Consider the following 24,803-nt stretch of genomic DNA (forward strand, 5'->3'; position numbering starts at 1 on the left):
GGGCCAACTGCCAGCCCCGTCCGCGTTGGAGGCGAGGTGCGGGGCGAGCCCCACGACAACGCCTGCGGGCCTTCGGCCCCACAGGAACGCCCGTACGGCCACCGCACCGGGCGACATCCAGGCCGCCGGCGCTCCAGGCGTGGGGCGGAGCCCCGAACACGAGCCGCAGTACCCCGGCGCCGGCACCCCGCGACCCCACAGGAGCGCCGGCACCGGTCCACTGCCCGAGCGCCACTGCCGGCCCGCCGGTGTTCGAGGGGGTGCGGGGCGAGCCCCACGACAACGCCCGCGGGCCTTCGGCCCCACAGGAACGCCCGTACGGCCACCGCACCGGGCGACATCCAGCCCCGCCGGCGTCTGAGGCGCGAGGGGCGGAGCGGCCCCCGGAACACACCCCGCTGTGCCCCGCCGCCTGCATGCCCCCGGCCCCGCACGGCCCCGGCACCGCGTCCGCTGCGCGGGGGCCAACTGCCGGTCCCTGTCGAGGCGCAGGGTCCGGACGCAGCGCCCCGAACATGCCCCCGGGCCTATCCCGTCGCCGGCAGACGCAGGGCCGCCAGGACCGGGAGGTGGTCCGAGGCCGCGCGCAGGTCGCGGTCCGTCACGCCCTCCAGGCCCCACGGGACACCGCAGCCGAGCACCTGGACCCCCCGCGTCGCGAAGATCGCGTCGATCCGCTGGTGCGGATCCACCGGCGTCGACGTGTGCTCCTCACCCCACGGGCGCACCGCCCAGCAGTCCTGCAGCGCGTCGGCGAGGCGTCCAAAGCTCCGGCCGCCGGGACGTTCGTTGATGTCGCCCGCCGCGATCGCGTGCGGCGTGCCCATCGCGGCCAGCCGGTCCAGCAGCATGCCCGCCTGGGCGTAACGCTCGTCCGTCTGCAGGCTCAGGTGGCAGCTGATCACTCCGACCCGCACGCCCGCGAACCGGATGACCGCCGTGGCGAAGCCGCGCCGGTGCAGCCCCCGCGTCAGCGGGAGCAGGACGTCCTCCGTGTGCTCCACCGTCGCGCGCAGCGAGCACAGCAGCAGCGGCCCGGCAGCCGTCGCGCCGCCGGAGAGCGTCACCAGATCGGTCCTGGCGGCGAGCCGCGCCGCGTGCTTGCGCCAGCGGAAGAACCGCGGGGCCTCCTGGACGAACACCAGGTCCGGCTCACAGGCCCGGATCACCCGGGCGAGGGCGTCCTCGTCGTCGCGCATCGACCGGATGTTGTAGCTCAGCACCCGGATCACGACTGAACCATCTGGTTCCGTACGGGACTTGGGCAGGGCGGGCAGCATGCTGGTGGCCATGCGGATCAAGATACGACGGTGCCCGCCGCAATCCGATGAGGACGCGACGGGCACATGGCCGTACGGGGGGCTCAGCCCTGGCGGGCCAGGTCGGCGGCGCCCACCAGTCCGGCCTTGCCACCCAGCTGGGCCGCGAGAACCTGCGCGTGCGGGCGCCACCGGCCGCCGACCAGCCAGCGGCGGAAGGACTTGCGGATCGGGTCGAGCACCAGGTCGCCCTCGTCGGAGACGCCGCCGCCGACGATGAACGCGGACGGGTCGAAGAGCGAGGCCAGGTCGGCCAGACCCGCGCCCGCCCAGCGCGCCAGCTCGCGGAAGGAGTCGATGGCGACCGGGCAGCCCTGCCGCGCTGCCTGGCTGATGTGCTTGCCCTCGATGCCGTTGACGGTGCCGTCGCCGAGACCGAGCAGGATGGTCGCGTTCTCCGGCGTGGCGTTGGCGCGCTGCTTCGCGTACCGCACGAGCGCGCGGCCCGAGGCGTACTGCTCCCAGCAGCCCTGGCTGCCGCAGCCGCACAGCAGCCCGTCCGGGACGACCCGGATGTGGCCGAACTCCGCGGCCACGCCGAAGCGCCCGCGACGCAGCTTGTTGCCGATGATGATGCCGCCGCCGAGGCCGGTGCCGAGGGTGATGCAGATGACGTCCTCGTGGCCCTGGCCCGCGCCGAAGCGGTACTCGCCCCAAGCCGCCGCGTTCGCGTCGTTCTCGACGACGACGGGGAGGCCGACGCGCTGTTCGACCTTGTCCTTCAGCGGTTCGTGGCGCCAGTCGATGTTGGGCGCGAACAGGACGGTGGCGCGCTTGTCGTCGACGTATCCCGCCGCGCCGATGCCGACGGCCTCGATCTCGTGCCCCTGGCCGGCTCCCGCCACCGCGGCGCAGATCGCGTCGACGATGCCCTCGGGAGTCGACGGGGTGGGCACGGTGTGCGTCTCGAGAATGGCGCCCTCTTCGTCGACCACGCCCGCCGCGATCTTCGTGCCGCCGATGTCGACGCCGATGGTGAGTCCCATGTGTCCCTCAGTATTCGGTCGAGCCCCGCTATGCCAACCGTACCCGAGGGCGGGCAGGCGCCGGTCAGTCCAGGTCGATGTGCTCGCTCGGACCGGGCCCGTCGTCGCGGGGGTCGTCGGTGTTCTTGGCGGTGTCCGAGCGCTGGGTCCAGCGGCGCTCCTGGTTCTCGACGGCGGAGCGGTAGGCGGCGAGCAGTTCGCCCCCCGCGGCCGCGAGATGGTCGAAGACCTGCGGGTTCCGTTCGATGACGGGCTCGACGGCGGCCTTGGCCTGGGTCACGAACTGCTGCACGGCATTCTGTGCCGCCATGCCGGGCAGCGACGACTGGAAGGCGGTGACCTTGTCCGCGACGACGTCGAAGAGTTTGCGGAGCTCCTCGGCCGCGGAGCCGGGCGGAGGCCCGTACTGGCCACGCCGGCGGTTCTGCTCGGCCTTGAGGTCCTCCTCGCACGCCGTGGCCCAGGCGTCCGCGTCGGCGTCGGTGTCGGGACGCTCGGTGGCATCGCTCATGGCGTACTCCTGCGGCAGGGCTGAGGGCTCGTGTACCCGACGTTACCCGAACGGCGGTACGGCGTTCAGCGTGCCCGCGGCCACAGGGTTGGGTCGGGCGTGAACCGCACGCTCAGGGTGCCGTCCTTCAGACCCGCGCCGGCGACCGTGCAGCGGCGCAGTGCGGACGGCAGGGACAGGATCCTGCGGAAGGGTCCGACGGTGATCAGCAGTTCATCCCCACGGCGTACGAGGGTGAGCTGCTCCTTGACGGCACCGGGCAGGTCGAGGTGCCAGATCAGCGTGCCGTCGTCCGAGGCGGGATCGGGCGGCGGCTCCTTGCGGATCTTCCCGTCCCGGCCGTGCCAGTGGTTGTCGGTGTCCGCGAGCGAGGCGACCGACGCGTGGTGGCGGACGGACTCCTCGTACACGTTCTCGATCCGCCCCGGGACCGGGCGCCGGCCCTCCCGGTCCCCGTGCAGCGCCACGATCAGCCCGTCGAGGTCGTGGGCCGCCGGGTCGGGGGTGAAGTCGTGCGCGAAGGAGCAGCGGTTCGCCTCCTTCTGGAGCCGCGTGAGGTCGTCCGGGCCGCGTGGATCGCGGCCCAGATGCGGCAGGCATACGGAGCCGGCCGGCACCCAGGTGTCCACCCACTCCCGCCGGCACGCCTCCTGCTGGGCCGCGACCGAGGCCGCCCAGGGATCGGCGGAGTCCTGCGGTACGCAGCGGTTGGCGACGACCATGTCGACGCGGTGACCGAACAGGCTCAGCCCGGTGCGGGCGGTGCGCAGGGCATCGGCGGCCGCGGGGCCGGGCTCGGCGACCAGGGTGACGGTGGTGTTCTCGGACTCGATCACGGACTGGACGCCTGCCAGTTCCGTGTCCCAGCGTTCGGTCGTCTCGTACAGCCACTGCGCGGGCATGGGCACACCGGCGAGCTGGGCGAGCATGGGACGCAGGGCCCGGGCGGCCTGCCGCTCGGCGGGCAGCAGGCGGCGCAGATAGCGCCGCAGTTGCTCGGGCAGGGCGAGGAGCGCGAGGGTCTCGCGCAGGGGCGGCATGTCGACGACGAGGACGTCCCAGTCCCCGCGGGAGGCGGTGGTCAGGGCCCGCAGCAGGGCGAACTGGTCGCTGCCCGGCAGTTCGGTGAGTTCCTCGTCCTCCAGCCGCGCCGCGCCCAGCAGGTCGAGTCCGGCCGAGGCGCGCCGCTGGAGGTCGAGGAATTCGGCGCGGAAGTCGGCGCCCGCGTCGATGCGCCCGGCCCACAGCCCCTCCGCCGTCGGTATCGGCCGGTCGGGGGTGCCGGTGACCGGGGTGCCGAGCACGGCGTCCGCCTCTGCCGACAGCAGGAGTGTGCGACGGCCCGACGCGGCCGCGGCGAGAGCCGTGGCCGCCGCGACGGTGGTGCGGCCCGCGCCGCCGAGCCCGGTGACGAGGACCCTGCGCATCAGGCGCCGGCGCCGCTCTCGACGCGCTTCTTCAGGCCTGCCAGGGCCCGGTCGATGATGACCTTCTCGGCCTTGCGCTTGATCATGCCGAGCATGGGGATCTTGACGTCGACGGTGAGCTGGTAGGTGACCTCGGTGCGGTCGCCGCCGCCCATGGGGGCGAGGCTGTACGAGCCGTCGATGGCACGCAGCATCTGGGACTTCACCAGTGTCCAGCTGACCTCGTTCTCGCCGTGCCAGGTGTACGCGAGGGTGTGGTCGTCCTTGATCGCGCCGGCGTCGAGGACGAGGCGGACCTGTTCGGCGCGGCCCTCGGCGTCGGTGGCGAGCACCTCGGCCTCCTTCACCTCGCCGGTCCACTCGGGGTAGCGCGCGAAGTCGGAGATCACGCCCATGACATCGGCCGGCGCCGCATCGATCGTGATGCTCGAGCTGGTGTGTTCCGCCATCGCTGCGGCTCCTCAACAGTGCGGTGATGACCGGGGTGGTGTGGTGGTGAGCAGGCTATCGCGAGAGGGAGCGCCGTCGGTGGCGGCCCCGGCCGACGAACGTCGCTCTCCTGGCGCGTCGGCCGGCACGGCTCACCACGTCAGCGTCCACGGGCGGCCGGTGGAGGCGAAGTGCCCGACGTTCACGCACTCCGTCGTGCCGACGCGCATCCGGCGGGCGAGAGGCTGGTGGACGTGGCCGAAGAGGGCGTACCGGGGCCGGGTGCGCCTGATCGCGGTCAGCAGGGCGCTGCTGCCGCGTTCGAAGCGGCGGGCGACGGTGTCGTACGTCAGTTCCGGGACATCGGGCGGGATGTGGGAGCAGAGCACGTCGACCTCGCCCAGGGCCTCGACCTTGGCGGCGTACTCCTCGTCGGAGATCTCGTACGGGGTGCGCATCGGGGTGCGCAGTCCGCCGCCGACGAAGCCGAAGACGCGGCCGCCGATCTCGACCCGCTCGCCGTCGAGGACGGTGGTGCCGGGCCGGGCGAACTCGGGCCACAGACCGGGGATGTCGACATTTCCGTAGGTGGCGTACGTCGGTGTGGGGAAGGCCGCGAAGAGTGCGGCGTACTGGCGGCGCACGGCGGTCTCGATGGCGCTCTCGCGGTCGAGACCGAGCTCGGCCCAGAGTCTGCGGCCCAGTTCGCGGGCCTCGTCGAAGCGGCGGGCGGTGCGCAGTTCGACGATGAGGTGGGCGTTCTCGACGCCGAAGAGATCGGGGAAGATGCCACGCGAGTGGTCGGCGTAGTCGAGGAAGAGGACCAGGTCGCCGAGGCAGACGAGTGCGTCCGCGCCGTCGCCCGCGGTGGCGAGATCCCGGGCGTTGCCGTGCACGTCGCTGACCACATTGACTCGCATGCGTCGCATGACGAGCACCCTAGAACGCGCCTGCCGGACGCGGGTAGAGGGGGGCGGACCTGCGGTAACTTCCGGGGCGCGGGCGGAGTGGAATAGTCTGCGCGATGTCCAGCCATTGACGTGTGACGCAGGGAACATTGGCCGGGAAACCCTATCGGGAACCGCGTACTGATGGGTAACGTCCGGGCAGTCCAGTCGTGCTCGCCCCCACGAGCACCTGCCCGATCTTGGACCGCAACCGGCGCATCACACAGAGCCGTGGCGCCGGCGCCCGATGAGGAGCAGCAGTCTTGCGCGAGTTCAGCCTTCCGGCCCTGTACGAGGTCCCCACGGACGGCAATCTGACGGATCTCATCCGCCGCAATGCCGCGCAGCACCCCGATGTGGCGGTGATGGGCCGCAAGGTCGCCGGCGCATGGGCCGATGTCACCGCCACCCAGTTCCTGGCCGAGGTGCGAGCCACCGCCAAGGGCCTGATCGCCGCCGGCATCCGCCCCGGCGACCGGGTCGCCCTGATGTCCCGCACCCGCTACGAGTGGGTCCGGCTCGACTTCGCCATCTGGAGCGCCGGCGCGGTGACCGTGCCGGTCTACGAGACCAGCTCCGCCGAGCAGGTGCAGTGGATCCTCGGTGACTCGGGCGCCGCTGCGGTGATCGTCGAGAACGACGGACACGCTGCCGCGGTGGAGTCCGTACGCGAATCGCTGCCGTCCCTGGGCAACGTCTGGCAGATCGAGAAGGGTGCCGTCGACGAACTCACCGCCGCCGGCGCGGAGATCTCCGACGCCACCGTCGACGAGCGCAGCGCCACCGCCAAGGCCGACGACCCGGCGACGATCGTCTACACCTCCGGCACCACCGGACGTCCCAAGGGCTGTGTCCTCACCCACCGCGCCTTCTTCGCGGAATGCGGCAACCTGGTCGAGCGTCTGAAACCGCTGTTCCGTACGGGCGAGAGCTCGGTGCTGCTGTTCCTCCCCGCCGCGCACGTCTTCGGCCGCATGGTCGAGCTCGCGGCCGTCATGGCGCCCATCAAGCTCGGCTGTGTGCCGGACATCAAGAACCTCACCGACGAGCTGGCCTCCTTCCGGCCAACGCTGATCCTCGGTGTGCCGCGCGTCTTCGAGAAGGTCTACAACTCGGCGCGGGCCAAGGCCCAGGCGGACGGCAAGGGCAAGATCTTCGACAAGGCCGCGAACACGGCGATCGCCTACAGCCGCGCCATCGGCAGCCCGCGGGGCGTGCCGATCGGCCTGAGGTTCAAGCACAAGGTGTTCGACAGGCTCGTCTACAGCAAGCTCCGCGCCGTTCTGGGCGGGCGCGGCGAATACGCGGTCTCCGGCGGCGCGCCGCTGGGCGAGCGGCTCGGCCACTTCTTCCGCGGCATCGGCTTCACGGTGCTGGAGGGCTACGGGCTGACCGAGTCCTGCGCGGCGACCGCGTTCAACCCGTGGGACCGGCAGAAGATCGGCACGGTCGGTCAGCCGCTGCCCGGTTCGGTGGTCCGGATCGCGGACGACGGCGAGGTGCTGCTGCACGGCGAGCACATCTTCTCCGGCTACTGGAACAACGAGGCGGCCACCGCGGAGGCGCTGGCGGACGGCTGGTTCCACACCGGCGACATCGGCACCCTCGACGAGGACGGCTACCTCGCGATCACCGGCCGCAAGAAGGAGATCCTCGTCACCGCGGGCGGCAAGAACGTCGCCCCGGCGGTGATCGAGGACCGCATTCGTGCGCACGCGCTGGTCGCGGAGTGCATGGTGGTCGGCGACGGCCGGCCGTTCGTGGGCGCGCTGGTCACCATCGACGACGAGTTCCTCGGCCGCTGGGCTGCGGAGCACGGCAAGCCGTCGGGCGCGACGGCGGCGGTGCTGCGCGAGGACCCGGAGCTGCTGGCCGAGATCCAGCGAGCGGTGGACGACGGCAACGCGGCGGTGTCGAAGGCGGAGTCGGTACGGAAGTTCCGCGTGCTGGCGTCGCAGTTCACGGAGGAGGCGGGGCACATCACGCCGTCGCTGAAGCTGAAGCGGAATGTGGTGGCGAAGGACTTCGCGGACGAGATCGAAGCGATCTACGCCACCTGACCGGGGCACTGCCCCCGGTGCCCCCGCAGGCCCCCTCGCGGGGGCGACAGCCCCTCCCGGGACTCCGCCCCCACGCCCCGCGCCTCACCGGCACGACTGAACTCACCCCGGACGCGGGCGCACCCACCGCCAGGCAGGGGCCCTGAACTCCAATGCGCCCCGCCCCGGGGCGGAGCCGGATCAGCCCAGCCCGGAATCGAGGACACCGCCCGGAAGGGCGGCACGGGGCCGGGGGCACTGCCCCCGGTGCCCCGCCAGGGGGCGCGGCGCTCATGTTGGGACTCGGCCCCGGGATGCGTGTCCGCCTGCGGCGGGCTTGTCCCCCCGCCCTCCCCTACGGGCCGGCGGCCGTGGGCGGTACTCCCATTGCGACCCGGGGCAGGCCCCGGACCCGTACCGCGCTTCGCACGGTCGCCCGGAGAGCCCCAAAGACGGGTTGATTTCGCTGTGCGAAATCCAGCCCCACTGGGGCACTCCCCTTGGCTTCACCGGGGGGCACCCCAGCCACGGCCACCAGGCGTAGGGGGAGGCTCCGGGCGCGGAGCCCCCGGTTACCTCAGAGCAGCTCCCGCAGCCTCTCCGCCAGCAGGTCCCAGCGCCACTTCTCCTCGATCCAGGCACGGCCCCGCTCGCCCATGCGCTGCCGGAGCCGAGGATCCTCCAGCAGGGCCACGATCCGATCCGCCGTGTCCTCCGGCGCGTTGCCGCGGACCACCCAGCCCGTCTCGCCGTCGAGCACCGCGTCCGGCGCGCCGCCGGAGTCGCCCGCCACCACCGGCAGTCCGGTCGCCGACGCCTCCAGGTACACGATCCCGAGGCCCTCGACATCGAGGCCGCCCCTGCGCGTGCGGCACGGCATGGCGAACACGTCGCCCGCCCCGTAATGCGCCGGGAGTTCCGACCACGGCACGGCGCCCGTGAAACGCACCGAGTCCGACACCCCCGTCTCCGCGGCGAGCCTGCGCAGGTCCTTCTCATACGGGCCGCCGCCCACGATCAGCAGGACCGCGTCCGGGAACTTCGCCAGGATCGCGGGCAGGGCGAGGATCAGCGTGTCCTGGCCCTTGCGCGGGACCAGACGGGAGACGCAGACCAACACGGGCCGGTCACTCAGCCCGAGCCGGTCGCGGATCTCCTCGCCGCCGGAGCCGGGGTGGAACGTCTTCTCGTCGACGCCGGGCGGCAGTTGGACCATGCGCCCCGCTGCCTGAGGCGTGAGCGCCGACGCGATCCGCGACCGGGTGTACTCGCCCAGATAGGTGATCGTGTCCGTGCCCTCGCCGATCCGCCGCAGCAGCTGCCGCGAAGCGGGCAGCTGTGCCCAAGCAGCCTCGTGGCCGTGCGTGGTGGCCACGATCCGCCGCGCACCAGCCTTGCGCAGGGCGGGTGCCATCAGGCCGAGCGGGGCCGCCGCGCCGAACCACACCGACGCGCAGCCGTGCTCCCGCAGCAGCTCGACGGCCCGCCGGGTGACCCGCGGCGTGGGCAGGAGCATCGTCGTACGGTCGCGCACGACGGTGAACGGCTGCTCCGCGTCGAAGGCGGCGGTCGCCTCGGCGCCCTCGCGCCCGCGCTTCCAGGTGGAGGCGTAGACGACGAGCTGCCCCGGGTCGAGCCGCAGCGCCATGTTGTGCAGGAAAGCCTGGATGCCGCCGGGCCGGGGCGGGAAGTCGTTCGTCACGATCAGGGTCTTGTGCATCGCCGCCGACAGTACCGAACGCGTCCTGCCCCCTCCCATACGGCCCCGCGCGGCATGATGGGCAGCCAGTCGACGACGAAGGTGACGAAAGGGACACCATGGCGAAGGCACTGGCACAGGGCGCCGGGGCCCCGCTCGCGGTGTGGGCGCTGAGCCGTACGGCGCTGCTGCTGTGCGTCTTCAAGGTGGTCACGGTCCCGGGGCCCGATGTCACGAGCGACGTCTCGGTGATCTACCAGGGCTGGTACGAGGTACTGCGCACCGGGACGTTCCCGCTGGACGACGTCACCTGGCAGTACCCGCCCGCCGCCGCGCTCGCCGTCCTCGCGCCCGGTCTTGTGCCGGGCCTCGCGTACGCCGGCGCCTTCTTCGTCCTTGTCCTCCTGTGCGACCTGCTGGTCCTCGGGCTGCTGAGGTACGCGGAGAGAAAGGCGGCCGCATGGCGCGGCACCTGGGTCTGGATCGTGGGCGTACCTCTCCTCGGGCCCACCGCCTACGCCCGCTACGACCTCATGGTCACCGCCGTCGCCGTCGCCGCTCTGCTGGCGGGTTCCGGCCGCCCGCGCGCGCTGGGGGCGCTCGCGGGTCTGGGGGCGCTGCTGAAGGTGTGGCCGGTGCTGCTGCTGGTGGGCGTGGGGCGCGGCCGGGCGGCGCGGCGCGCCTGGGGCACGGCGGTGGTGACGGGCGCGGGGCTGGCGCTCGCGTTCGCCGCCGCGCTGCCGGGCACGTCGGCCTTCCTGAGGTTCCAGCGCGACCGGGGCATCGAGGTCGAGTCGCTGGGCGCCCTGGCCTTCCATGTCGCGAGGCACTTCGGCTGGCGGGGCGAGGTGCTGCTGAGCTACGGGTCGGTCGAGTTCGTCGGGCCGTGGGTGGCACTGGTGAGCGGGGGGTCGCTGACGCTGAGCGCCCTGGCCCTCGGCTGGCTGGTGGTGTGGCGGCTCCGGGCACGGGAGCTCGGCCCGGCCACGCTGTGCGACGCGGCGTTCGCCGCCGTGCTGCTGTTCACCACCACGAGCCGGGTGATCAGCCCCCAGTACCTGATCTGGCTGGTGGGCGTCGCCGCGGTGTGCCTGGTGCGCCGGGAGACCCGCATGGTGCGTCCGGCGCTGCTCACGCTGGCCGCGACGGCGGTCACGGTGCTTCAGTTCCCGGTCTGGTTCGCGCATGTGGTGGCGAGCGACGGCCTGGGCATCGCGCTGCTCGTGCTGCGCAACGGCCTGCTGGTGGCCGCGACGCTCGTCGCCTGCCGGCGCCTGTGGCGGGCCACGGTGTCGGCCGGGCAGGTCCGCGGGGAGGCCGTCAGCCCAGACGCTCGCGCAGATAGCCCTGCCACAGGGCGGTGAATGCGCCCTCCGTGACGCCCAGCACCTCACCCAGGGCCCGTTCCACCGCTCCCTCGCGCTGCTCCGCCTTGCCGACGGTCCGGTAGAACTCCCTGAGCTCGTCCTCGCCCCAGCGGTCGGCGATCAGCACGCAGGCCAGCCAGCCGCCCTCGTAGGCCCGCGCCAGGGCATCGGCGTCCCCGCCGAAGGCGAAGTCCTCGTCCGCGGGCAGGGCGCCGGGCACCTCGCCGGCGCGCACCGCGTCCCGCAGCTCGGGCGCGGTCTCCTCGGCGGTGCGTCCGGCGCCCCGGTAGGCGACCCAGTCGGCGAAGCCCTCGGAGAGCCACATCGGGGTGGCGGCCGAGGTGTCGGCGCGGGTCGCCACATGGGTGGTCTCGTGGGTGAGCACGATGCCCTGCCCGAAGTCGCCGAGCAGCCCGTACGCCTCCGGGTTGATGATCACCCGATCGGCGGTCGCGCCGTCCTTGCGGCCCGTCTCGCCCGTGGTGACCGCGGCGATGCCCCGGTATCCGGCGGCGGGGGCGCCGAGGAGACGCCCCATGGACTCGACGGACGAGGGGACGAGGACGACCACGCGGCCGGCCCACTTCGAGGGCCAGGCGGCCGTCACGGCGGGCATGGCGCGGTCGGTGGCCGCGGCGAGCTCCCGCAGCCGCTTGTCGTCGTGGCCGACGCCGAGGACCAGGCTGCGGCTGCCCCGTACGGCCGCCACGTCGCCCTGCTGCCACAGCAGCTGGGGTGCGCCGGTGCCCGGCTCGTCCGCGGTCACGTACCAGCGGCCGTCGCGCTCGGTGAGCTCCAGCGTGCGGGCGGCCGTCACGGGGACGGTGTCAAAGCCGTCGACGCGGTAGCGCAGTTCGGTGTCGGCGACGGCCCGGGCACCCTTGTGGCGTACCCCTTTGATGCGGTACTCCCATGAACGGAAGGGGATGTCCGCCATGTTGTCGAACTCCGTGGCCTGCTGACTGCGCAGGGCGGTCGCGCCGGGGGCGAGTGCCTTGAGATAGCGGGTGCGGTCCCCGTCCACGACGGCGTCGCCCCGCTCGTCGAGGGTCTCCTGGATGGCGTCCACCGTGGGGTCCAGGGGCTTGTGGGCGGTCGTGCAGCCGGACGCCAGCAGCAGCACGGCGAGACCGAGCCCCGCCGTGCGCCGTGTCGATGCGCACCGTATGCGCCCCTGACCTGCCACCCTGCCGATCGTACGGAAAGGTCGGCGGAACGGTACGCCGGAGAGCGGAACCCCACGGTCGCCGGAAACCTCCGATCGGCCCCCCGGCATGTTCCCGGCCTGCCCCGGGCCGGCCCGGGGCGACCCCGCCACCCGGCCCGAAGAACGCCCTAGACCCTCGTCACCGCGTGGATCGGCATCATGCCCACCGGGTCGTAGCGCACCGCGGCCCCCGGGTAGGGGGCGTGGACGACCTGGCCGTTGCCCATGTACATCCCGACGTGGCTGGCGTCGCCGCGGTAGGTGACGATGTCTCCGGGCCGCGCCTCGGACAGCGGAATGCGGCGGCCTGCGTTCGCCTGCGCCTGCGAGGTGCGGGGCAGACCGACGCCGGCCTGGGCGTACGACCACTGCACCAGGCCCGAACAGTCGAATCCCGTCGGGCCGCTGGCACCCCACACATAGGGCCGGCCGACCGCGCTGCGGGCGGCGAGCGCGGCGGCCGCCGCATGACCCGAACCGGGTGCGAGGCCCGTCAGTTCCGGCACTGCGCCGTCGCGACCGGAGCGCGAGAGCCGGTCGAAATCGGCGCGCTCCTCGTCGGGCAGGGCGTTCAGCAGCCGGCGCGCCTCGGCGAGCTTGCGTTCGACGCTGCGCTTGTGCCGGGCCACGGCTGAGCGGCTGCGCTCCAGCTCGGCGAGGTCCAGGGCGGCCTCGGCCCGCTCCTGGCCCAGGTCACGCTGTTCGCGGCGCAGCTCGTCCAGGGCGGCCGACTGGCGTTCGCTGATGCGGTCCAGCACGGCGGCGCGTTCGAGATAGGTGTCCGGGTCGGCGGACAGCAGCAGCTCCAGTGCCGGGTCGACCCCGCCGGAGCGGTACTGGGCCCCGGCCACGGAGCCGAGCGCCTCGCGCATGCGGTTGATGCGCTCCTGGCCGCGGGCGACGCTCTCCTGGACGTATCCGACGCGCTCGCTCAGCCGATCGACTTTCTCGCCCGCCTTGTTGAAGCGTTCGGTGGCCTGTTCGGCCTCTTCGTAGAGGCGGTCGACCCGGGCTCGGGTGGCTTGTGCCGGCTCCTGGGGTTCGGCGCCCGCGGGCGCCGCCCCCAACGCCGCGGCCGCAGTGGCCGCCGCGGCGGACAGGACGGTGACCCGGGCACTCGATGTGAGACCGGTCTGTGAGGGTCGGCGGTGGGACACCACGTGCCGCGCTCCCTTCCGCACACTTCGCAGAACTCGAAGAACTGGGGATCTTGCGCGGCAGAGAGTATCCGTGCGAACACGGGGCGGCCAACGACCGCTGGGGGCGCACACAGTGACGCCCCGCCAGAGACCACAGGTCACCGGCGGGGCGCAGCGTCAGCGAGTTATGACGGATTTCCCCCATTCGGGCGGGTGAGAGAGCCCGCCCGAACGATCCATCAAGGGTCGCAGAGGGTCAGACGCGCACACCGAACATGTACGGCATGTTGTTGATCGACTCGTAGCGCACGCTGGCACCCGGCTTGGGCGCGTGCAGCACCTGGCCGTTGCCGGCGTAGAAGCCGACGTGGTGCAGGTCGCCGTAGAAGAAGACCAGGTCGCCCTGCTGGAGCTGGCTCTGCGAGGAGATGCGCGTACCGATGCTGGCCTGGGACTGCGAGGTGCGGGGTATGGAGACACCGGCCTGCGCGTAGGCCCAGGAGGTGAGGCCGGAGCAGTCGAAGGAGCTCGGGCCGGAGGCGCCGTAGACGTACGGCGAGCCGATCTTGGACTGGGCGGCCGAGAACGCGGCGGCGGCACGCTGCGATGCGGGGACGGCGTTGCCCAGGTCGGCGCGCGAGCTGGCGCGGGTGGCGCGGGACTCGTCCTCTGCCAGCGCGGCGCGCTCGGCGGCGGTGAGGGTGTTGAGCAGCTTCTGCGCGGCGGCGAGCTTGCCCTGGACTTCCTTCTTCTTCTTGCCGAGTTCCTCGCGGGTCTCGGCCAGGTCCTTCAGCTTGCTCTGGGCCTCCTGGCGCTGCTGCGCGAGCGTGCGCTGCTTGGCCTGGATGTCCCGGATCGCGTCGGTCTGCTTGGCACCGAGCTGGTCCAGCGCGGACGCCTTCTCCAGGTAGGTGTCCGGGTCGCCGGAGAGGAAGAGCTGGACCGAAGGGTCGATGCCGCCGGAGCGGTACTGGGCGCTCGCAACCGAACCGATGCTGTCGCGCAGGGTGTTGAGCTCTTCCTGACCGCGCGCCACCTTGTCCTGGAGCGCGTCGATCTGCTCGTCGAGCTTCTCCTGCTTCTCCTTGGCCCCGTTGTACTGCTCGGTGGCGTGCTCCGCCTCTTCGTACAGCTTGTCGACCTTCTCCTTGACCTCGCTCTTGCTCGGCTTGGGCTCGGCCTGGGCGGTCTGGGAGGTCAGAGCGACAGCGGCTGCGGCGGTCGCGGTGAGCACGGTCACACGGGTGCGGCTCGGCTGCTTGGGACGACGGTGGGACGCCACGAAGGCGAGCTCCTTCTTCCTCAGCCGCCTACCGGGCTGTGGGGGGTTTAGTCCCCGGCGTCCGTACGTCGGGACCCTGGAGAAAAGGGGCGAACTGTACGAACTCGGCGGTTCCTTCGCTGTCGTCCCGGATGGACGATCAACCGCGCGAAGGTTCGAGGCCCGACCCTAGTGACCTTCTCGTGATCAGTTCAAATCCTCATAGGAAAAATCTGACCCGCCGCGCGCATTCTTTACTCACATCACACGCGTAGTAATGGCTACTTGACACACCGTCCCAGCCGCGGTGGAGCAATTCAGGCATTTGCCGCGCGAGTTACGACAGCCGCGAAAGCCGCTTCAGCAACAAGGCGGACGTGACCGGGCGGGCGCCCGCCTTCGCGACCCCGTCGGCCACCTCGCGGTCGGTCGACACGACCACCACAGGCCGGCCAGGAGGCTCGGCGCGCACCAGCTGGCGGATCAGCTCGTCCGCGGTGACCCCCGGCTTGGAGAAGAGCACCCGCACCCCGCGCGGCGGTGCCAGCAGCACCGGGGCGGCCAGTTCGGCGCCGTCGAAGACGCAGGTGACCTCGGCGCCGGTCTGTGCGGCGAGCACCGAGAGCCCGCCGAGCAGTCGCAGCCGCTGCTTCTCCAGCGGCATCGTGGGATAGCCGGTCTTGGTGACGTTGTAGCCGTCCACGACGACATGCGCCTGGGGCAGCGCGAGCAGCTGGTCCAGCAGCGCGGGGTCAGTCTCCGAAAGGGCGCGCGCCGCGATGTCCTTGGGCGACATGCGCCCCGGCTCCACGGCGTCCACCGTGTCCGCGGGATGGATTCCGGCGGGCGGCAGCGCCAGCTCGCGACGCAGTCCCTGGGCGGCGTCCAGCACGGTGTCCAGCAGCAGCCGCAGCCGCATGTCCTCGATCGAACGCCCCTCGCGGGCGGCCCGCCGCCCGGCCTCCACCGCGGCCTCGGCCTCGGCCAGCCGGGCCTTGAGCCGGCGGCTCTCGCTCTCCGCCGCCGACACCTGGGCCGCGGCCTGCGCCCTGATGGAGTCGATCTCGGCGACCGTACGGCGCAGGGCGGCCTCACCGCGCTTCACATCGGCCTGCGCGCTGCGCAGCTTGCGCCCCAGGGACTCGCTCTCCTTGCGGGCGTCGTCCAGCTCGGCGCGCAGCCGCTCGGTCTCGGTCCTGATCTGGCCGCGGGCCTCGGCCAGCTCCGCACGCAGCCGCTCCAGCTCGCGCCGGCCGGCCTCGTCGGCACGCTCGGCGTCCGCGCGCTGGACCTCCTCACCGGCGGCGCCGACGAGTTTCACCCATCCGGCGGGGCGCAGCACATACGCGGCCGCCGCCACATCGACCGGATCGGCGGCGGCGGGCGGCGCGCCCACCGACAGGGCCTTGGCGAGCTCGGGCTGCGCCTTGCCCACCCGCTCACCGATGCGCTGACGGAAGAGAGTGTCGCTCTCCAGCGCGGCGGCCATCGCGTTGCCGGCGAACTTGGCCCGCCGAGTAGGGGTGAAACGGGCATACTGCCGTAGTTGAGGCGGCAGTTCGGCGACGGTCAGGCCGCCGAACGCGTCCGAGACCAGCGCGACGACCCGGCGCCGTACGCCTTCGGGCAGCGGGCGATCGAGCGCCTCGGCGGCGTCACCGGCCGCACCGGCCGGCTCCCCGCCACTCGCGGGCTGCTCCACGATCCGTCACCCCTACCACCTTGCGGGCCGCTCTCCCTCAGGAAGCGGCGCCCGGCCTGTCCACCAGTTCGATCTGATCCACCGCGTTGCACCAGCGGCAGCGGACCGATTCGATGGTCTCACTGACCACCTCGCGCTCCTCGACCGTCGGCTCCCCGGCGAGGTCCAAATGGACGTACTCGACGACCTTGGACGAGCGGGTGACGTCGAAGCGGGTGAGGTTGCCGCAGAGTGTGCAGCGCCACCTGGTCTCAGCGGTAGGCCAGGGAACCGTCGTCATCGTGCCGTCCTCTTCCGTCGTGCGGGTCCTTTGCCGCGGTGCGCCGTCGAACTGCGGATGTACCGCAACCCTACGGCCTCGCAGGTACCCGCGGTCACGGCGAGGCACTCTGTACCCTTCGGTCCCGCTACGCCATGCTCTGTCCATGATCAGTCGGTGGGGCACGGCGAAGGGCGCGGTACGCGGGGTGGCGGCGGGGCCGCCCGTCACCTACGGGCTGATCGCACTCTGCTTCGCGATCTTCGTCATCAGCCCGGTCTCGGGCCTCAACCCGGCGCACGGCCTCGGCGACGCTCTCCTCGCGGCGCAGTCCGACTACTTCGAACGCTGGGGCGTGATCCCGGCGCAGCTGCTGACCGGCTCGCCCCGCGCGCTGCTGACCCCTCTCACCGCCCTGTTCATCCACGGCAGTTGGCTGCACCTGCTGGGGAACATGCTGTTCCTCTACGTTTTCGGCGCGATGGCCGAGGAACGCCTGGGGCGCGCGGAGTTCGCCCTGTTCTACCTGGGCGCCGGCTACGTGGCACTCCTGGCGTACGCGTTGGCCAACCCGGAGTCCCGGCAGACGCTGGTGGGCGCCTCGGGGGCGATCTCCGCGGTGCTCGGCGCGTTCCTGTACCTGTTCCCGAAGGCGCGGGTGACGAGCCTGTTCCCGTTCCTCTTCTTCCTGCCGCTGCGGTTCCCCGCCTGGGTGGTGCTGATCTTCTGGTTCGTCCTGCAGTGGCTGGCGGCCCGGAACGCGGGCAGCGGTCCGGGGGTGGCGTACCTGGCGCACCTGGCGGGGTTCTCCGCCGGGTTCCTCTACGCGTGGGCCCGGTTCGGGCGTGGGACTAGAGTGAAGTCATCTGCAGCGGCCACCGAGGGAGAAAGCAAGCCGTGATCACCGCGATCGTGCTCATCAAGACCAGCGTGGACCGCATCCCCGAGATCGCCGAGTCGATCGCGGCACTGGACAGCGTCAGCGAGGTCTTCTCCGTGACCGGCACCTACGACCTGATCGCCATGGTGCGCGTGGCCAGGCACGACGACCTGGCGGATGTGATCCCCGGGCGCATCAGCAAGATCCAGGGTGTCGAGGCGACGGACACGCACGTGGCGTTCCGTACGTACTCGCAGCACGATCTGGAGGCCGCGTTCGCGATCGGCCTGGAGTCGTAGCCCTCCGCGCCGCGTGACAACGGGCGCCCCCCGGCCGAGCGCAGAACCCGGCCCGGGGCGACGCCGGCGGGGCGGCGCCCCGTCTCAGACCGCCGGGACGCAGCGGCCGTCCTCCGTGTGGTACGTCCACTTCGCGCCCTCGCGCACCAGTTCCCGCACCGCCGCCACGAAGCGCTCCACGTGCTCGTCCGGCGTGCCCGCGCCGAAGCTGACGCGGATCGCGTTCAGCGACTTCTCGCCCGGCTCCGCCTCCGGCGCACCGCACTCGCCGACGTCCTGCGGGTCGCTGCCGAGCAGCGTGCGCACCAGCGGGTGCGCACAGAACAGGCCGTCCCGGACGCCGATGCCGTACTCCGCCGACAGCGCCGCCGCGAAGTGCGAGCTGTTCCAGCCCTCGACGACGAACGAGATGACGCCGACGCGCGGGGAGTCGTCGCCGAACAGCGACAGCACGCGGACCTCCGGCACCTCCGCCAGGCCTTCGCGCACCTTCGCGATCAGGTGCTGCTCACGGGCGACCAGCGCGTCGAACCCCGCCTCGCCGAGCGCCTTGCACGCGGAGGCGATCGAGTAGACGCCGATCACGTTCGGCGAACCGGCCTCGTGGCGGGCGGCCGTCGTGTGCCACTCGACGTCCACTCCCCCGTCCGCACGCCGGGTCACCTTGCGCGACGCGCCGCCGCCCGCCAGGTACGGCTCCGCGTCCTGGAGCCAGTCCGCCCGGCCGGCGAGCACGCCGGAACCGAAGGGCGCGTACAGCTTGTGCCCCGAGAAGGCGACCCAGTCGACGTCCAACTCCCGTACGGATACCGGGTGATGGGGCGCGAGCTGGGCCGCGTCCAGCACGATCCGGGCACCGTGCGCATGGGCCGCGGCCGCCAGTTCGCGCACGGGCCACACCTCACCGGTCACATTGGACGCACCGGTCACGCACACCAGCGCCGGCCCGATGGGGTCTCCCCAGCTCGAAGAGCCAGGGGAAGGGTCACGGTGGGCGAGCGCCTGCTCCAGCGTCCGTACGGCCTCTTCGGGTGTGCGCGGCGCGTTGAGGTAGGTGACCCGGGCGTCGCTCCAGGGCAGCAGGGAGGCGTGGTGCTCGGTCTCGAAGACGAACACCTCGCAGTCCGCGGGCAGGACGGCTGCCAGCAGGTTCAGCGAGTCGGTCGTGGAGCGGGTGAAGACGACCTGGTCGCCGTCCCGGCAGTCGAGGAATTCGTGCACGGTCGCCCGGCTGTTCTCGAACAGGTCGGTGGACAGCTGGGACAGGTACCCGGCGCCCCGGTGCACGCTGCCGTAGTAGGGCGCGTACGCGGCGACGTCGTCCCACACGCGCTGCAGCGCGGGCGCGCTCGCCGCGTAGTCGAGGGCGGCGTACGTGACCTCGCCGCCGGTCACGAGCGGGACGGTGACGTCACGGCCGAGGACCGGCAGCGGCGCGTCGCAGCAGGGGTCCGAGTCGGAGGCGGACACGACGGCGGAGGCGGGGGTGGCGGAGGCGGCAGGGCGTGCGGACATGGCGGTATCTCCCGGCAGGAAAAGGCGAATCGGCTTCGACAGGACCCGTGACGGCACGACGGCGTACGACGCCGCACGACGGCCCACGGGGAAAGACCTCGACACGCGGACATCCCCGCGCGGAGGGTGAAGAAGGGGCGGAAACGCCCTATCGCATTCGCTTGCTCACGAGACAGCTCCTTGAGGACCAGGACCCCAGAGCTTCAAAGGGGTCCGCGCTTGCCACAGACCTCGCTGCCTGCGGCCTGGTCTTCACCCGGGGCACCCCGCCACGGACGGAGGGTTGCCGGACAGCGGGCCGGGGCCGTAATCGCTGTCACTCATGACCTTGCGGAGCATCCTGCCATATGTCTCGCATGACGCAAGGGCGCGGTCCACCATCCGGACCGCGCCCCTTGCCGGACGTCAGGAATTGCTCGCCCTCACCCAGCGCTCCAGCGCCGCCCGGGCCGCGCCCGAGTCGATCGACTGCGCCGCCCGCGCCATCCCGGCCACCAGCTGTTCGTTCAGCGTGCCGTCCGTCGGCTCCAACGCGACCAGCGCGGCCGCCGAGTTGAGCAGGACGGCGTCCCGCACCGGGCCGGTCTCGCCGCCGAGCAGGCGGCGCGCCACGTCCGCGTTGTACGAGGCGTCCGCGCCGCGCAGGGCCTCAACGGGTACCAGGTCGATACCGACGTCGCGCGGGTCGAACGACTCCTCGCGCACCTCGCCGTCCCGCACCACCCACACACGTGACGTCGCGGTCGTCGTCAGCTCGTCCAGGCCGTCGTCGCCGCGGAAGACCAGCGCGGATGAGCCGCGTTCGGCCAGCACACCGGCGAGGATCGGCGCCATGCGGGCGTCGGCGACGCCCGTGGCCTGTGCCTTGACCCGCGCCGGGTTGGTCAGCGGGCCGAGGAAGTTGAACGTCGTCCGGATCCCCAGCTCCTTGCGCGCGGCCGCCACGTGCCGCAGCGCCGGGTGGAACTTCACCGCGAAGCAGAAGGTGATGCCCGCCTCCTCGGCGACCTCGGCCACCCGCTGCGGGGACAGATCCAGGTTGACGCCGAGCTTTTCCAGAACGTCCGAGGCACCGCTCTGCGAGGACGCTGCCCGGTTGCCGTGCTTGACCACCTTCGCGCCCGTGCCGGCGACGACGATCGCGGACATGGTGGAGATGTTGACCGTCTTCGCACCGTCGCCGCCGGTGCCGACGATGTCGACGCTCGGGCCAGGCACCTCGATCAGGTTGGCGTGCTCGTACATCGTCCGGACGAGACCGGAGATCTCCTCGACCGTCTCGCCCTTGGCGCGCAGGGCCACCGCGAAGCCGGCGATCTGCGCGTCGGTCGCCTCGCCGCTGAGGATGCGGTCCATCGCCCACGCGGTGGCCTCCGCGCTCTGGTCCCGGTTGTCCAGGAGGGCGTTCAGCACACTCGGCCAGGAGAGGGCCGCCACGCTGTCGCCGCCTGCCGGGGTCACAACGTTCATGGTCCGCTCCTGGGTCCACAGCCGATTAGGGATGGGTCCCACCCTATCCAGCCCCAGGGCACAGCGAGGGGCCCCGTCCATCGAGTGGACGGGGCCCCGCTGTGGCGACGTACCGGTCAGGAGATCAGTGGTGGCCGTGGCCGCTGGTGATCTCCTTGTACTCGTCGGTGGTGGGCTTGGCGACCTGGTTGTCGCCGCCGAAGTAGCCCTTGCTGAGCCTGACGCGCAGCTTCTGCATCCGGCCGATCTTGCGGCGCACACCGTGCTCGTCGACCGTCGGGCCGAGCTCCGCGGGCTGGTACTGCTCGTGCGCGGTCAGCTTGTACCGGTCGGCCTGCGACAGCGGCTCGTGGATCTCGACGAACTCGCCGTGCGGCAGGCGCTTGATGATGCCGGACTCACGCCCGTGCAGCACCTTCTCCTTGTCGCGCCGCTGCAGACCCAGGCAGATCCGCTTGGTGATGACGAAAGCGAGAACCGGTCCGACGAAGTACGTGATCCGTACGAACCAGGTGATCGCGTTGATCGACAGGTTGAAGTGCGTCGCGAAGATGTCGTTTCCGCCACCGAGCAGCATGATCACGTAGCCGGTGACCCAGGCGACGCCCAGGGCGGTACGGGTCGGCGCGTTGCGCGGGCGGTCCAGGATGTGGTGCTCGCGCTTGTCGCCGGTGATCCAGGACTCGATGAACGGGTAGACGGCGATCGCCCCGAGGACCAGACCGAAGAGCACCAGCGGGATGAACACGCCCAGGACGAGCGTGTGACCCCACAGGTTGATCTCCCAGCCCGGCATCACACGGATCAGACCCTCGGCGAAGCCCATGTACCAGTCGGGCTGGGCGCCGGTGGACACCTGGTCCGGGCGGTACGGGCCGAGCGCCCACACCGGGTTGATCGTGAACAGGCCGGCGATGATCGCGATGACACCGAAGACCAGGAAGAAGAAGCCTCCGGCCTTGGCCATGTACACCGGCAGCAGCGGCATGCCGACGACGTTCTTGTTCGTGCGGCCGGGGCCCGCGAACTGCGTGTGCTTGTGGTAGAAGACCAGGATCAGGTGCGCCACCACGAGGCCGAGCATGATGCCCGGCAGCAGCAGGATGTGGATCGAGTAGAACCGCGCCACCATGTCGTGGCCGGGGAACTCGCCACCGAACAGGAACATCGAGAGGTACGTGCCGACGATCGGCGTGGACAGGATCGCGCCCTGCGTGAAGCGGACACCGGTGCCGGAGAGCAGGTCGTCGGGCAGCGAGTAACCGGTGAAGCCGGTGAACATGCCGAGGACGAACAGCAGGAAGCCGAACAGCCAGTTGATCTCACGCGGCTTGCGGAACGCGCCGGTGAAGAACACGCGCATCATGTGCACGAACATCGCGGCGAGGAAGATCAGCGCGGCCCAGTGGTGGATCTGCCGGATGAGCAGACCACCACGGACGTCGAAGCTGATGTGCAGCGTCGAGGCGTACGCCTCGGTCATGCGGATGCCCTGCATCGGCACGTACGAGCCGTGGTACTCGATCTCGTTCATGCTCGGGTGGAAGAACAGCGTCAGGTACACACCCGTGAGGATGATGATGATGAAGCTGTAGAGGGCGATCTCACCCAGCATGAAGGACCAGTGGTCCGGGAAGATCTTCCGCATGTTGGCCTTGGCCAGGGAGTAGATCCCCAGCCGGCCGTCCGCCCAGTCGGCCACCCGCTCGCCGGCGGGCGCCTTCTTCTGCGTATCCGTCTGTGTACTCATCCGCGCTCCCAGAAGGCAGGACCGACAGGCTCTTCGAAGTCGCCGAGCGCCTCGAGGTTGCCCTCGGCGTTCACACCGATCCGCAGCTGCGGAAGAGGGTGACCGGCCGGACCGAAGATGACGCGGGCGCCGTCGGAGAGGTCGAAGGTGGACTGGTGGCACGGGCAGAGGACGTGGTGCGTCTGCTGCTCGTACAGGCTGATCGGGCAGCCGACGTGGGTGCAGATCTTCGAGTAGGCGACGATGCCGTCGTGCGACCACTCGAGCTGGCGCTTGTCCTTGATGTCCTCCGGCTGGATACGGACGATCATCAGGGCGGCCTTGGCGATCTCGGTGTTGAACTCGTGGTCGCTCTCCTCCAGGCCCTCGGGCATGGCGAAGGTCAGCGACCCGACCGCGACGTCCTCGGGACGCAGCGGCTCGTTCGTGTTCATGTTGATGAGCGTCTTGCCCTTGGCCCACAGCGTGTGGCGGAGCTTGTCCTCGGGCAGCGGGCCGAGCTCGCGCAGCAGCACGACACCGGAGAGCGGCACCATGGCAAGCGCACCGAACATGGTGTTACGGATCAGCTTGCGACGGCCGATGGCGGACTCGCGCGCACCGTCCGCGAAGTCGGCCATGACCTTGGCCTTGACCTCGGGCGCGGCCTCGATCGCGTGCCGGTCGTCGGCGACCTCGACGTCGGACATCAGGGTGCGCGCCCAGTGGACGGCGCCGGCGCCGATGCAGAAGAGCGCGAGACCGAGGGTCACACCCAGCGAGAAGTTGAGCGCGCTGATGTGACCGAGCGGCCAGATGTAGACGATCTTCTCGACGTCGAAGATCACGAACGAGGCGATGAAGCCGATCGTGGCGAGCATCGACAGCGTGAACAGGAGGGCGACGGTGCGCTCGGAGCGCTTGGCCGCACGCTCGTCGATGTCCTGGACACGCGGCTTGTGGGCCGGCAGTCCGGGATCGGCGAGCGGGTCCTCGTCACGATGTGCGACAGCGGTGCCGCCACCGTGAGCCGCGCCGTGCGTGGCGCCCTGCTCTACGGGCAGGTTCTCTTCTGAATTCTCTTGGCTACTCATGACTTCTTGGCCTTAGCGGTGTGGGCCGCAACCCAGACGGCAACAGCGATCAGCGAACCCAGGCCGAAGATCCAGCCGAAGAGACCCTCGCTCACGGGGCCGAGGCCACCGAGGGCGAAACCGCCCGGAGTCGGGGTGTCTTCACCGTTCACGGCGTTGACGTACGCGATGATGTCCCGCTTCTGCTGCTGGGGCATCGTGGAGTCGGGGAAGGACGGCATGTTCTGCGGACCGGTCTGCATGGCCTCGTAGAGATGCTTCGCGCTGACGCCTTCGAGGCTCGGGGCGTACTTGCCGTCGGTCAGGGCGCCGCCCTCACCGGTGAAGTTGTGACACTGGGCGCAGTTGGTGCGGAACAGCTCGCCACCCTTGGCGATGTTCGCGCCCTCGGCGCTGTAGTCCTTCTCGGTCGGCGTGATCGGGCCGGCACCCAGGGAGGCGACGTACGCCGCGAGCTGGTCGATCTGGGCCTGCGAGTAGATGACCGGCTTCTCGGGCACCTGCGCGCCGGGCTGCTGGGCGGGCATACGCCCCGTGCCGACCTGGAAGTCGACGGCGGCGGAGCCGACACCGACCAGGGGCGGGCCGTCGGAGGTGCCCTGACCGCCGGTTCCGTGGCAGCTGGCGCAGCCGACGGTGTAGAGCTTCTGGCCCTCCTTGATGGCAAGGGACTGGGCGGTTTCATCGGCCTGCGCCTTGTCCGCGGGTGCGAACGCGGCGTACAGCCCCCCAGTGGCCGCCAGCGCGAGGAGTAGGACGACGACCGCCGCCAGCGGATGGCGTCGTCGTGCGGAGAGCTTTTTCACGGATTACCCCGGTGTCAGGATCTTCTGCGTCGATGCTTCTGGACTATGTCTGCTTCAGGCGGCGCCCGCTCGGGGGCGTGCCGCCCGCGCCGATTACTTGATCATGTAGATCGTGGCGAAGAGGCCGATCCAGACGACATCGACGAAGTGCCAGTAGTAGGACACGACGATGGCGGCGGTTGCCTGCTCGTGGGTGAATCTCCTGGCCGCGTACGTCCTGCCGAGAACCAGCAGGAAGGCGATGAGACCGCCTGTCACGTGCAGACCGTGGAAGCCGGTGGTCAGGTAGAACACGGAGCCGTACGGGTCGGACGAGAGGGAGAGCCCCTCGTGCTTGACCAGCTCGGTGTACTCGAAGACCTGGCCGCCGATGAAGATCGCACCCATCACGAAGGTGAGCACGAACCAGGCACGCAGCTTCTTCACGTCGCCGCGCTCGGCGGCGAAGACGCCGAGCTGGCACGTGAGGGAGGAGAGCACCAGGATCGTGGTGTTCGTCGCCGAGAACGGGAAGTTCAGGGCATCGGCTTTCTCTGCCCAGAACTCGGCACCCGTCACCGATCGCAGGGTGAAGTACATCGCGAAGAGGGCCGCGAAGAACATCAGCTCGGAACTCAGCCAGATGATGGTTCCGACGCTGGTGAGGTTCGGCCGATTGACCGACGGGTGCGCGTGCCCGGTTTCTACTGTCGTTGCTGTCGCCACGACCGACATTATG

22 protein-coding genes and 1 riboswitch are annotated in these 24,803 nt (G+C 71.1%); of the genes, 4 read left to right on the forward strand and 18 right to left on the reverse strand.

Features of this window, described 5'->3' with window-relative positions:
* Positions 1-527: 527 nt before the first annotated feature.
* The 6 genes from ACH5AF_RS15370 to ACH5AF_RS15395 all read right to left on the reverse strand — a co-directional run bounded on the left by ACH5AF_RS15370 (position 528) and on the right by ACH5AF_RS15395 (position 5,580).
* Positions 528-1,292, reverse strand: a complete 765-nt coding sequence (locus ACH5AF_RS15370) for an endonuclease/exonuclease/phosphatase family protein (RefSeq protein ID WP_398902140.1) — start codon at positions 1,290-1,292, stop codon at positions 528-530.
* A 71-nt stretch (positions 1,293-1,363) separates the two neighbouring features.
* A complete protein-coding gene (locus ACH5AF_RS15375) occupies positions 1,364-2,305 on the reverse strand; it encodes an ROK family glucokinase (protein ID WP_398902141.1) in 942 nt (313 codons plus the stop codon).
* 64 nt (positions 2,306-2,369) lie between these two features.
* The gene (locus ACH5AF_RS15380) at positions 2,370-2,816 is read right to left on the reverse strand and encodes a DUF5304 domain-containing protein (protein WP_398902142.1); all 447 of its coding nucleotides are present in this window, start codon (positions 2,814-2,816) and stop codon (positions 2,370-2,372) included.
* 65 nt (positions 2,817-2,881) lie between these two features.
* Positions 2,882-4,243: an ArsA family ATPase gene (locus tag ACH5AF_RS15385; protein ID WP_398902143.1), complete on the reverse strand. Its 1,362-nt coding sequence runs from the start codon at positions 4,241-4,243 to the stop codon at positions 2,882-2,884.
* Complete coding sequence (locus ACH5AF_RS15390; protein WP_215180912.1) at positions 4,243-4,692, reverse strand: SRPBCC family protein; 450 nt, start codon at positions 4,690-4,692, stop codon at positions 4,243-4,245. Before ACH5AF_RS15390 ends, ACH5AF_RS15385 begins: the two co-directional genes overlap by 1 nt.
* Before the next feature lie 132 nt (positions 4,693-4,824).
* On the reverse strand, positions 4,825-5,580 hold the full coding sequence (locus tag ACH5AF_RS15395) for a metallophosphoesterase (RefSeq protein ID WP_398902286.1): 756 nt from the start codon (positions 5,578-5,580) through the stop codon (positions 4,825-4,827).
* 302 nt (positions 5,581-5,882) lie between these two features.
* Here ACH5AF_RS15395 and ACH5AF_RS15400 point away from each other — a divergent pair, with 302 nt between their 5' ends.
* Positions 5,883-7,679 (forward strand): AMP-dependent synthetase/ligase, encoded by a 1,797-nt coding sequence (locus tag ACH5AF_RS15400; RefSeq protein WP_398902144.1) that lies wholly within the window; start codon positions 5,883-5,885, stop codon positions 7,677-7,679.
* Between the two features lie 556 nt (positions 7,680-8,235).
* Here ACH5AF_RS15400 and ACH5AF_RS15405 read toward each other — a convergent pair.
* Positions 8,236-9,378, reverse strand: coding sequence for a glycosyltransferase family 4 protein (locus ACH5AF_RS15405; protein WP_398902145.1), 1,143 nt, complete (start codon positions 9,376-9,378; stop codon positions 8,236-8,238).
* Between the two features lie 98 nt (positions 9,379-9,476).
* Between ACH5AF_RS15405 and ACH5AF_RS15410 the strand changes: the two genes are divergently transcribed.
* Positions 9,477-10,721 carry a glycosyltransferase 87 family protein gene (locus ACH5AF_RS15410; protein WP_398902146.1) on the forward strand — a complete coding sequence of 415 codons (1,245 nt, stop codon included), beginning with the start codon at positions 9,477-9,479 and terminating at the stop codon, positions 10,719-10,721.
* Here the strand turns inward: ACH5AF_RS15410 and ACH5AF_RS15415 are convergent.
* From ACH5AF_RS15415 to ACH5AF_RS15435, 5 genes are all read right to left on the reverse strand, one after another.
* Positions 10,678-11,910 carry a hypothetical protein gene (locus tag ACH5AF_RS15415; RefSeq protein ID WP_398902147.1) on the reverse strand — a complete coding sequence of 411 codons (1,233 nt, stop codon included), beginning with the start codon at positions 11,908-11,910 and terminating at the stop codon, positions 10,678-10,680. The two genes, ACH5AF_RS15410 and ACH5AF_RS15415, sit on opposite strands and share 44 nt — an antisense overlap.
* 149 nt (positions 11,911-12,059) lie before the next feature.
* Positions 12,060-13,091 (reverse strand): NlpC/P60 family protein, encoded by a 1,032-nt coding sequence (locus tag ACH5AF_RS15420; RefSeq protein ID WP_398902148.1) that lies wholly within the window; start codon positions 13,089-13,091, stop codon positions 12,060-12,062.
* A gap of 235 nt (positions 13,092-13,326) precedes the next feature.
* Positions 13,327-14,352, reverse strand: a complete 1,026-nt coding sequence (locus tag ACH5AF_RS15425) for an NlpC/P60 family protein (RefSeq protein ID WP_398902149.1) — start codon at positions 14,350-14,352, stop codon at positions 13,327-13,329.
* Positions 14,353-14,668: 316 nt separating this feature from the next.
* Positions 14,669-16,033: an NYN domain-containing protein gene (locus ACH5AF_RS15430; protein WP_398902150.1), complete on the reverse strand. Its 1,365-nt coding sequence runs from the start codon at positions 16,031-16,033 to the stop codon at positions 14,669-14,671.
* A gap of 37 nt (positions 16,034-16,070) precedes the next feature.
* Positions 16,071-16,313, reverse strand: a complete 243-nt coding sequence (locus ACH5AF_RS15435; RefSeq protein WP_177152820.1) for a hypothetical protein — start codon at positions 16,311-16,313, stop codon at positions 16,071-16,073.
* A gap of 145 nt (positions 16,314-16,458) precedes the next feature.
* Between ACH5AF_RS15435 and ACH5AF_RS15440 the strand changes: the two genes are divergently transcribed.
* Positions 16,459-17,193 (forward strand): rhomboid family intramembrane serine protease, encoded by a 735-nt coding sequence (locus ACH5AF_RS15440; protein ID WP_398902151.1) that lies wholly within the window; start codon positions 16,459-16,461, stop codon positions 17,191-17,193.
* Positions 17,190-17,471 carry an Lrp/AsnC family transcriptional regulator gene (locus tag ACH5AF_RS15445; RefSeq protein ID WP_215180898.1) on the forward strand — a complete coding sequence of 94 codons (282 nt, stop codon included), beginning with the start codon at positions 17,190-17,192 and terminating at the stop codon, positions 17,469-17,471. The genes ACH5AF_RS15440 and ACH5AF_RS15445 overlap by 4 nt, the downstream gene beginning before the upstream one ends.
* A gap of 84 nt (positions 17,472-17,555) precedes the next feature.
* On the opposite strand, the gene ACH5AF_RS15450 is transcribed toward ACH5AF_RS15445, so the two are convergent.
* The 6 genes from ACH5AF_RS15450 to ACH5AF_RS15475 all read right to left on the reverse strand — a co-directional run bounded on the left by ACH5AF_RS15450 (position 17,556) and on the right by ACH5AF_RS15475 (position 24,799).
* Positions 17,556-18,986, reverse strand: coding sequence for an aminotransferase class V-fold PLP-dependent enzyme (locus tag ACH5AF_RS15450; protein ID WP_398902152.1), 1,431 nt, complete (start codon positions 18,984-18,986; stop codon positions 17,556-17,558).
* Positions 18,987-19,196: 210 nt separating this feature from the next.
* Positions 19,197-19,314, reverse strand: a riboswitch (SAM riboswitch).
* Between the two features lie 77 nt (positions 19,315-19,391).
* On the reverse strand, positions 19,392-20,456 hold the full coding sequence (gene trpD / locus ACH5AF_RS15455) for an anthranilate phosphoribosyltransferase (protein ID WP_398902153.1): 1,065 nt from the start codon (positions 20,454-20,456) through the stop codon (positions 19,392-19,394).
* Positions 20,457-20,580: 124 nt separating this feature from the next.
* Positions 20,581-22,206, reverse strand: a complete 1,626-nt coding sequence (locus ACH5AF_RS15460) for a cytochrome bc complex cytochrome b subunit (protein ID WP_398902154.1) — start codon at positions 22,204-22,206, stop codon at positions 20,581-20,583.
* A complete protein-coding gene (locus ACH5AF_RS15465) occupies positions 22,203-23,279 on the reverse strand; it encodes a Rieske 2Fe-2S domain-containing protein (protein ID WP_398902155.1) in 1,077 nt (358 codons plus the stop codon). The genes ACH5AF_RS15460 and ACH5AF_RS15465 overlap by 4 nt, the downstream gene beginning before the upstream one ends.
* Complete coding sequence (locus ACH5AF_RS15470) at positions 23,276-24,085, reverse strand: c-type cytochrome (RefSeq protein WP_398902156.1); 810 nt, start codon at positions 24,083-24,085, stop codon at positions 23,276-23,278. The genes ACH5AF_RS15465 and ACH5AF_RS15470 overlap by 4 nt, the downstream gene beginning before the upstream one ends.
* Before the next feature lie 93 nt (positions 24,086-24,178).
* Positions 24,179-24,799 (reverse strand): heme-copper oxidase subunit III, encoded by a 621-nt coding sequence (locus tag ACH5AF_RS15475; RefSeq protein WP_215180890.1) that lies wholly within the window; start codon positions 24,797-24,799, stop codon positions 24,179-24,181.
* Between the last annotated feature and the right edge of the window lie 4 nt (positions 24,800-24,803).

It is taken from the genome of Streptomyces sp. NPDC018833 (assembly GCF_044390825.1).
Lineage (GTDB): Bacteria > Actinomycetota > Actinomycetes > Streptomycetales > Streptomycetaceae > Streptomyces.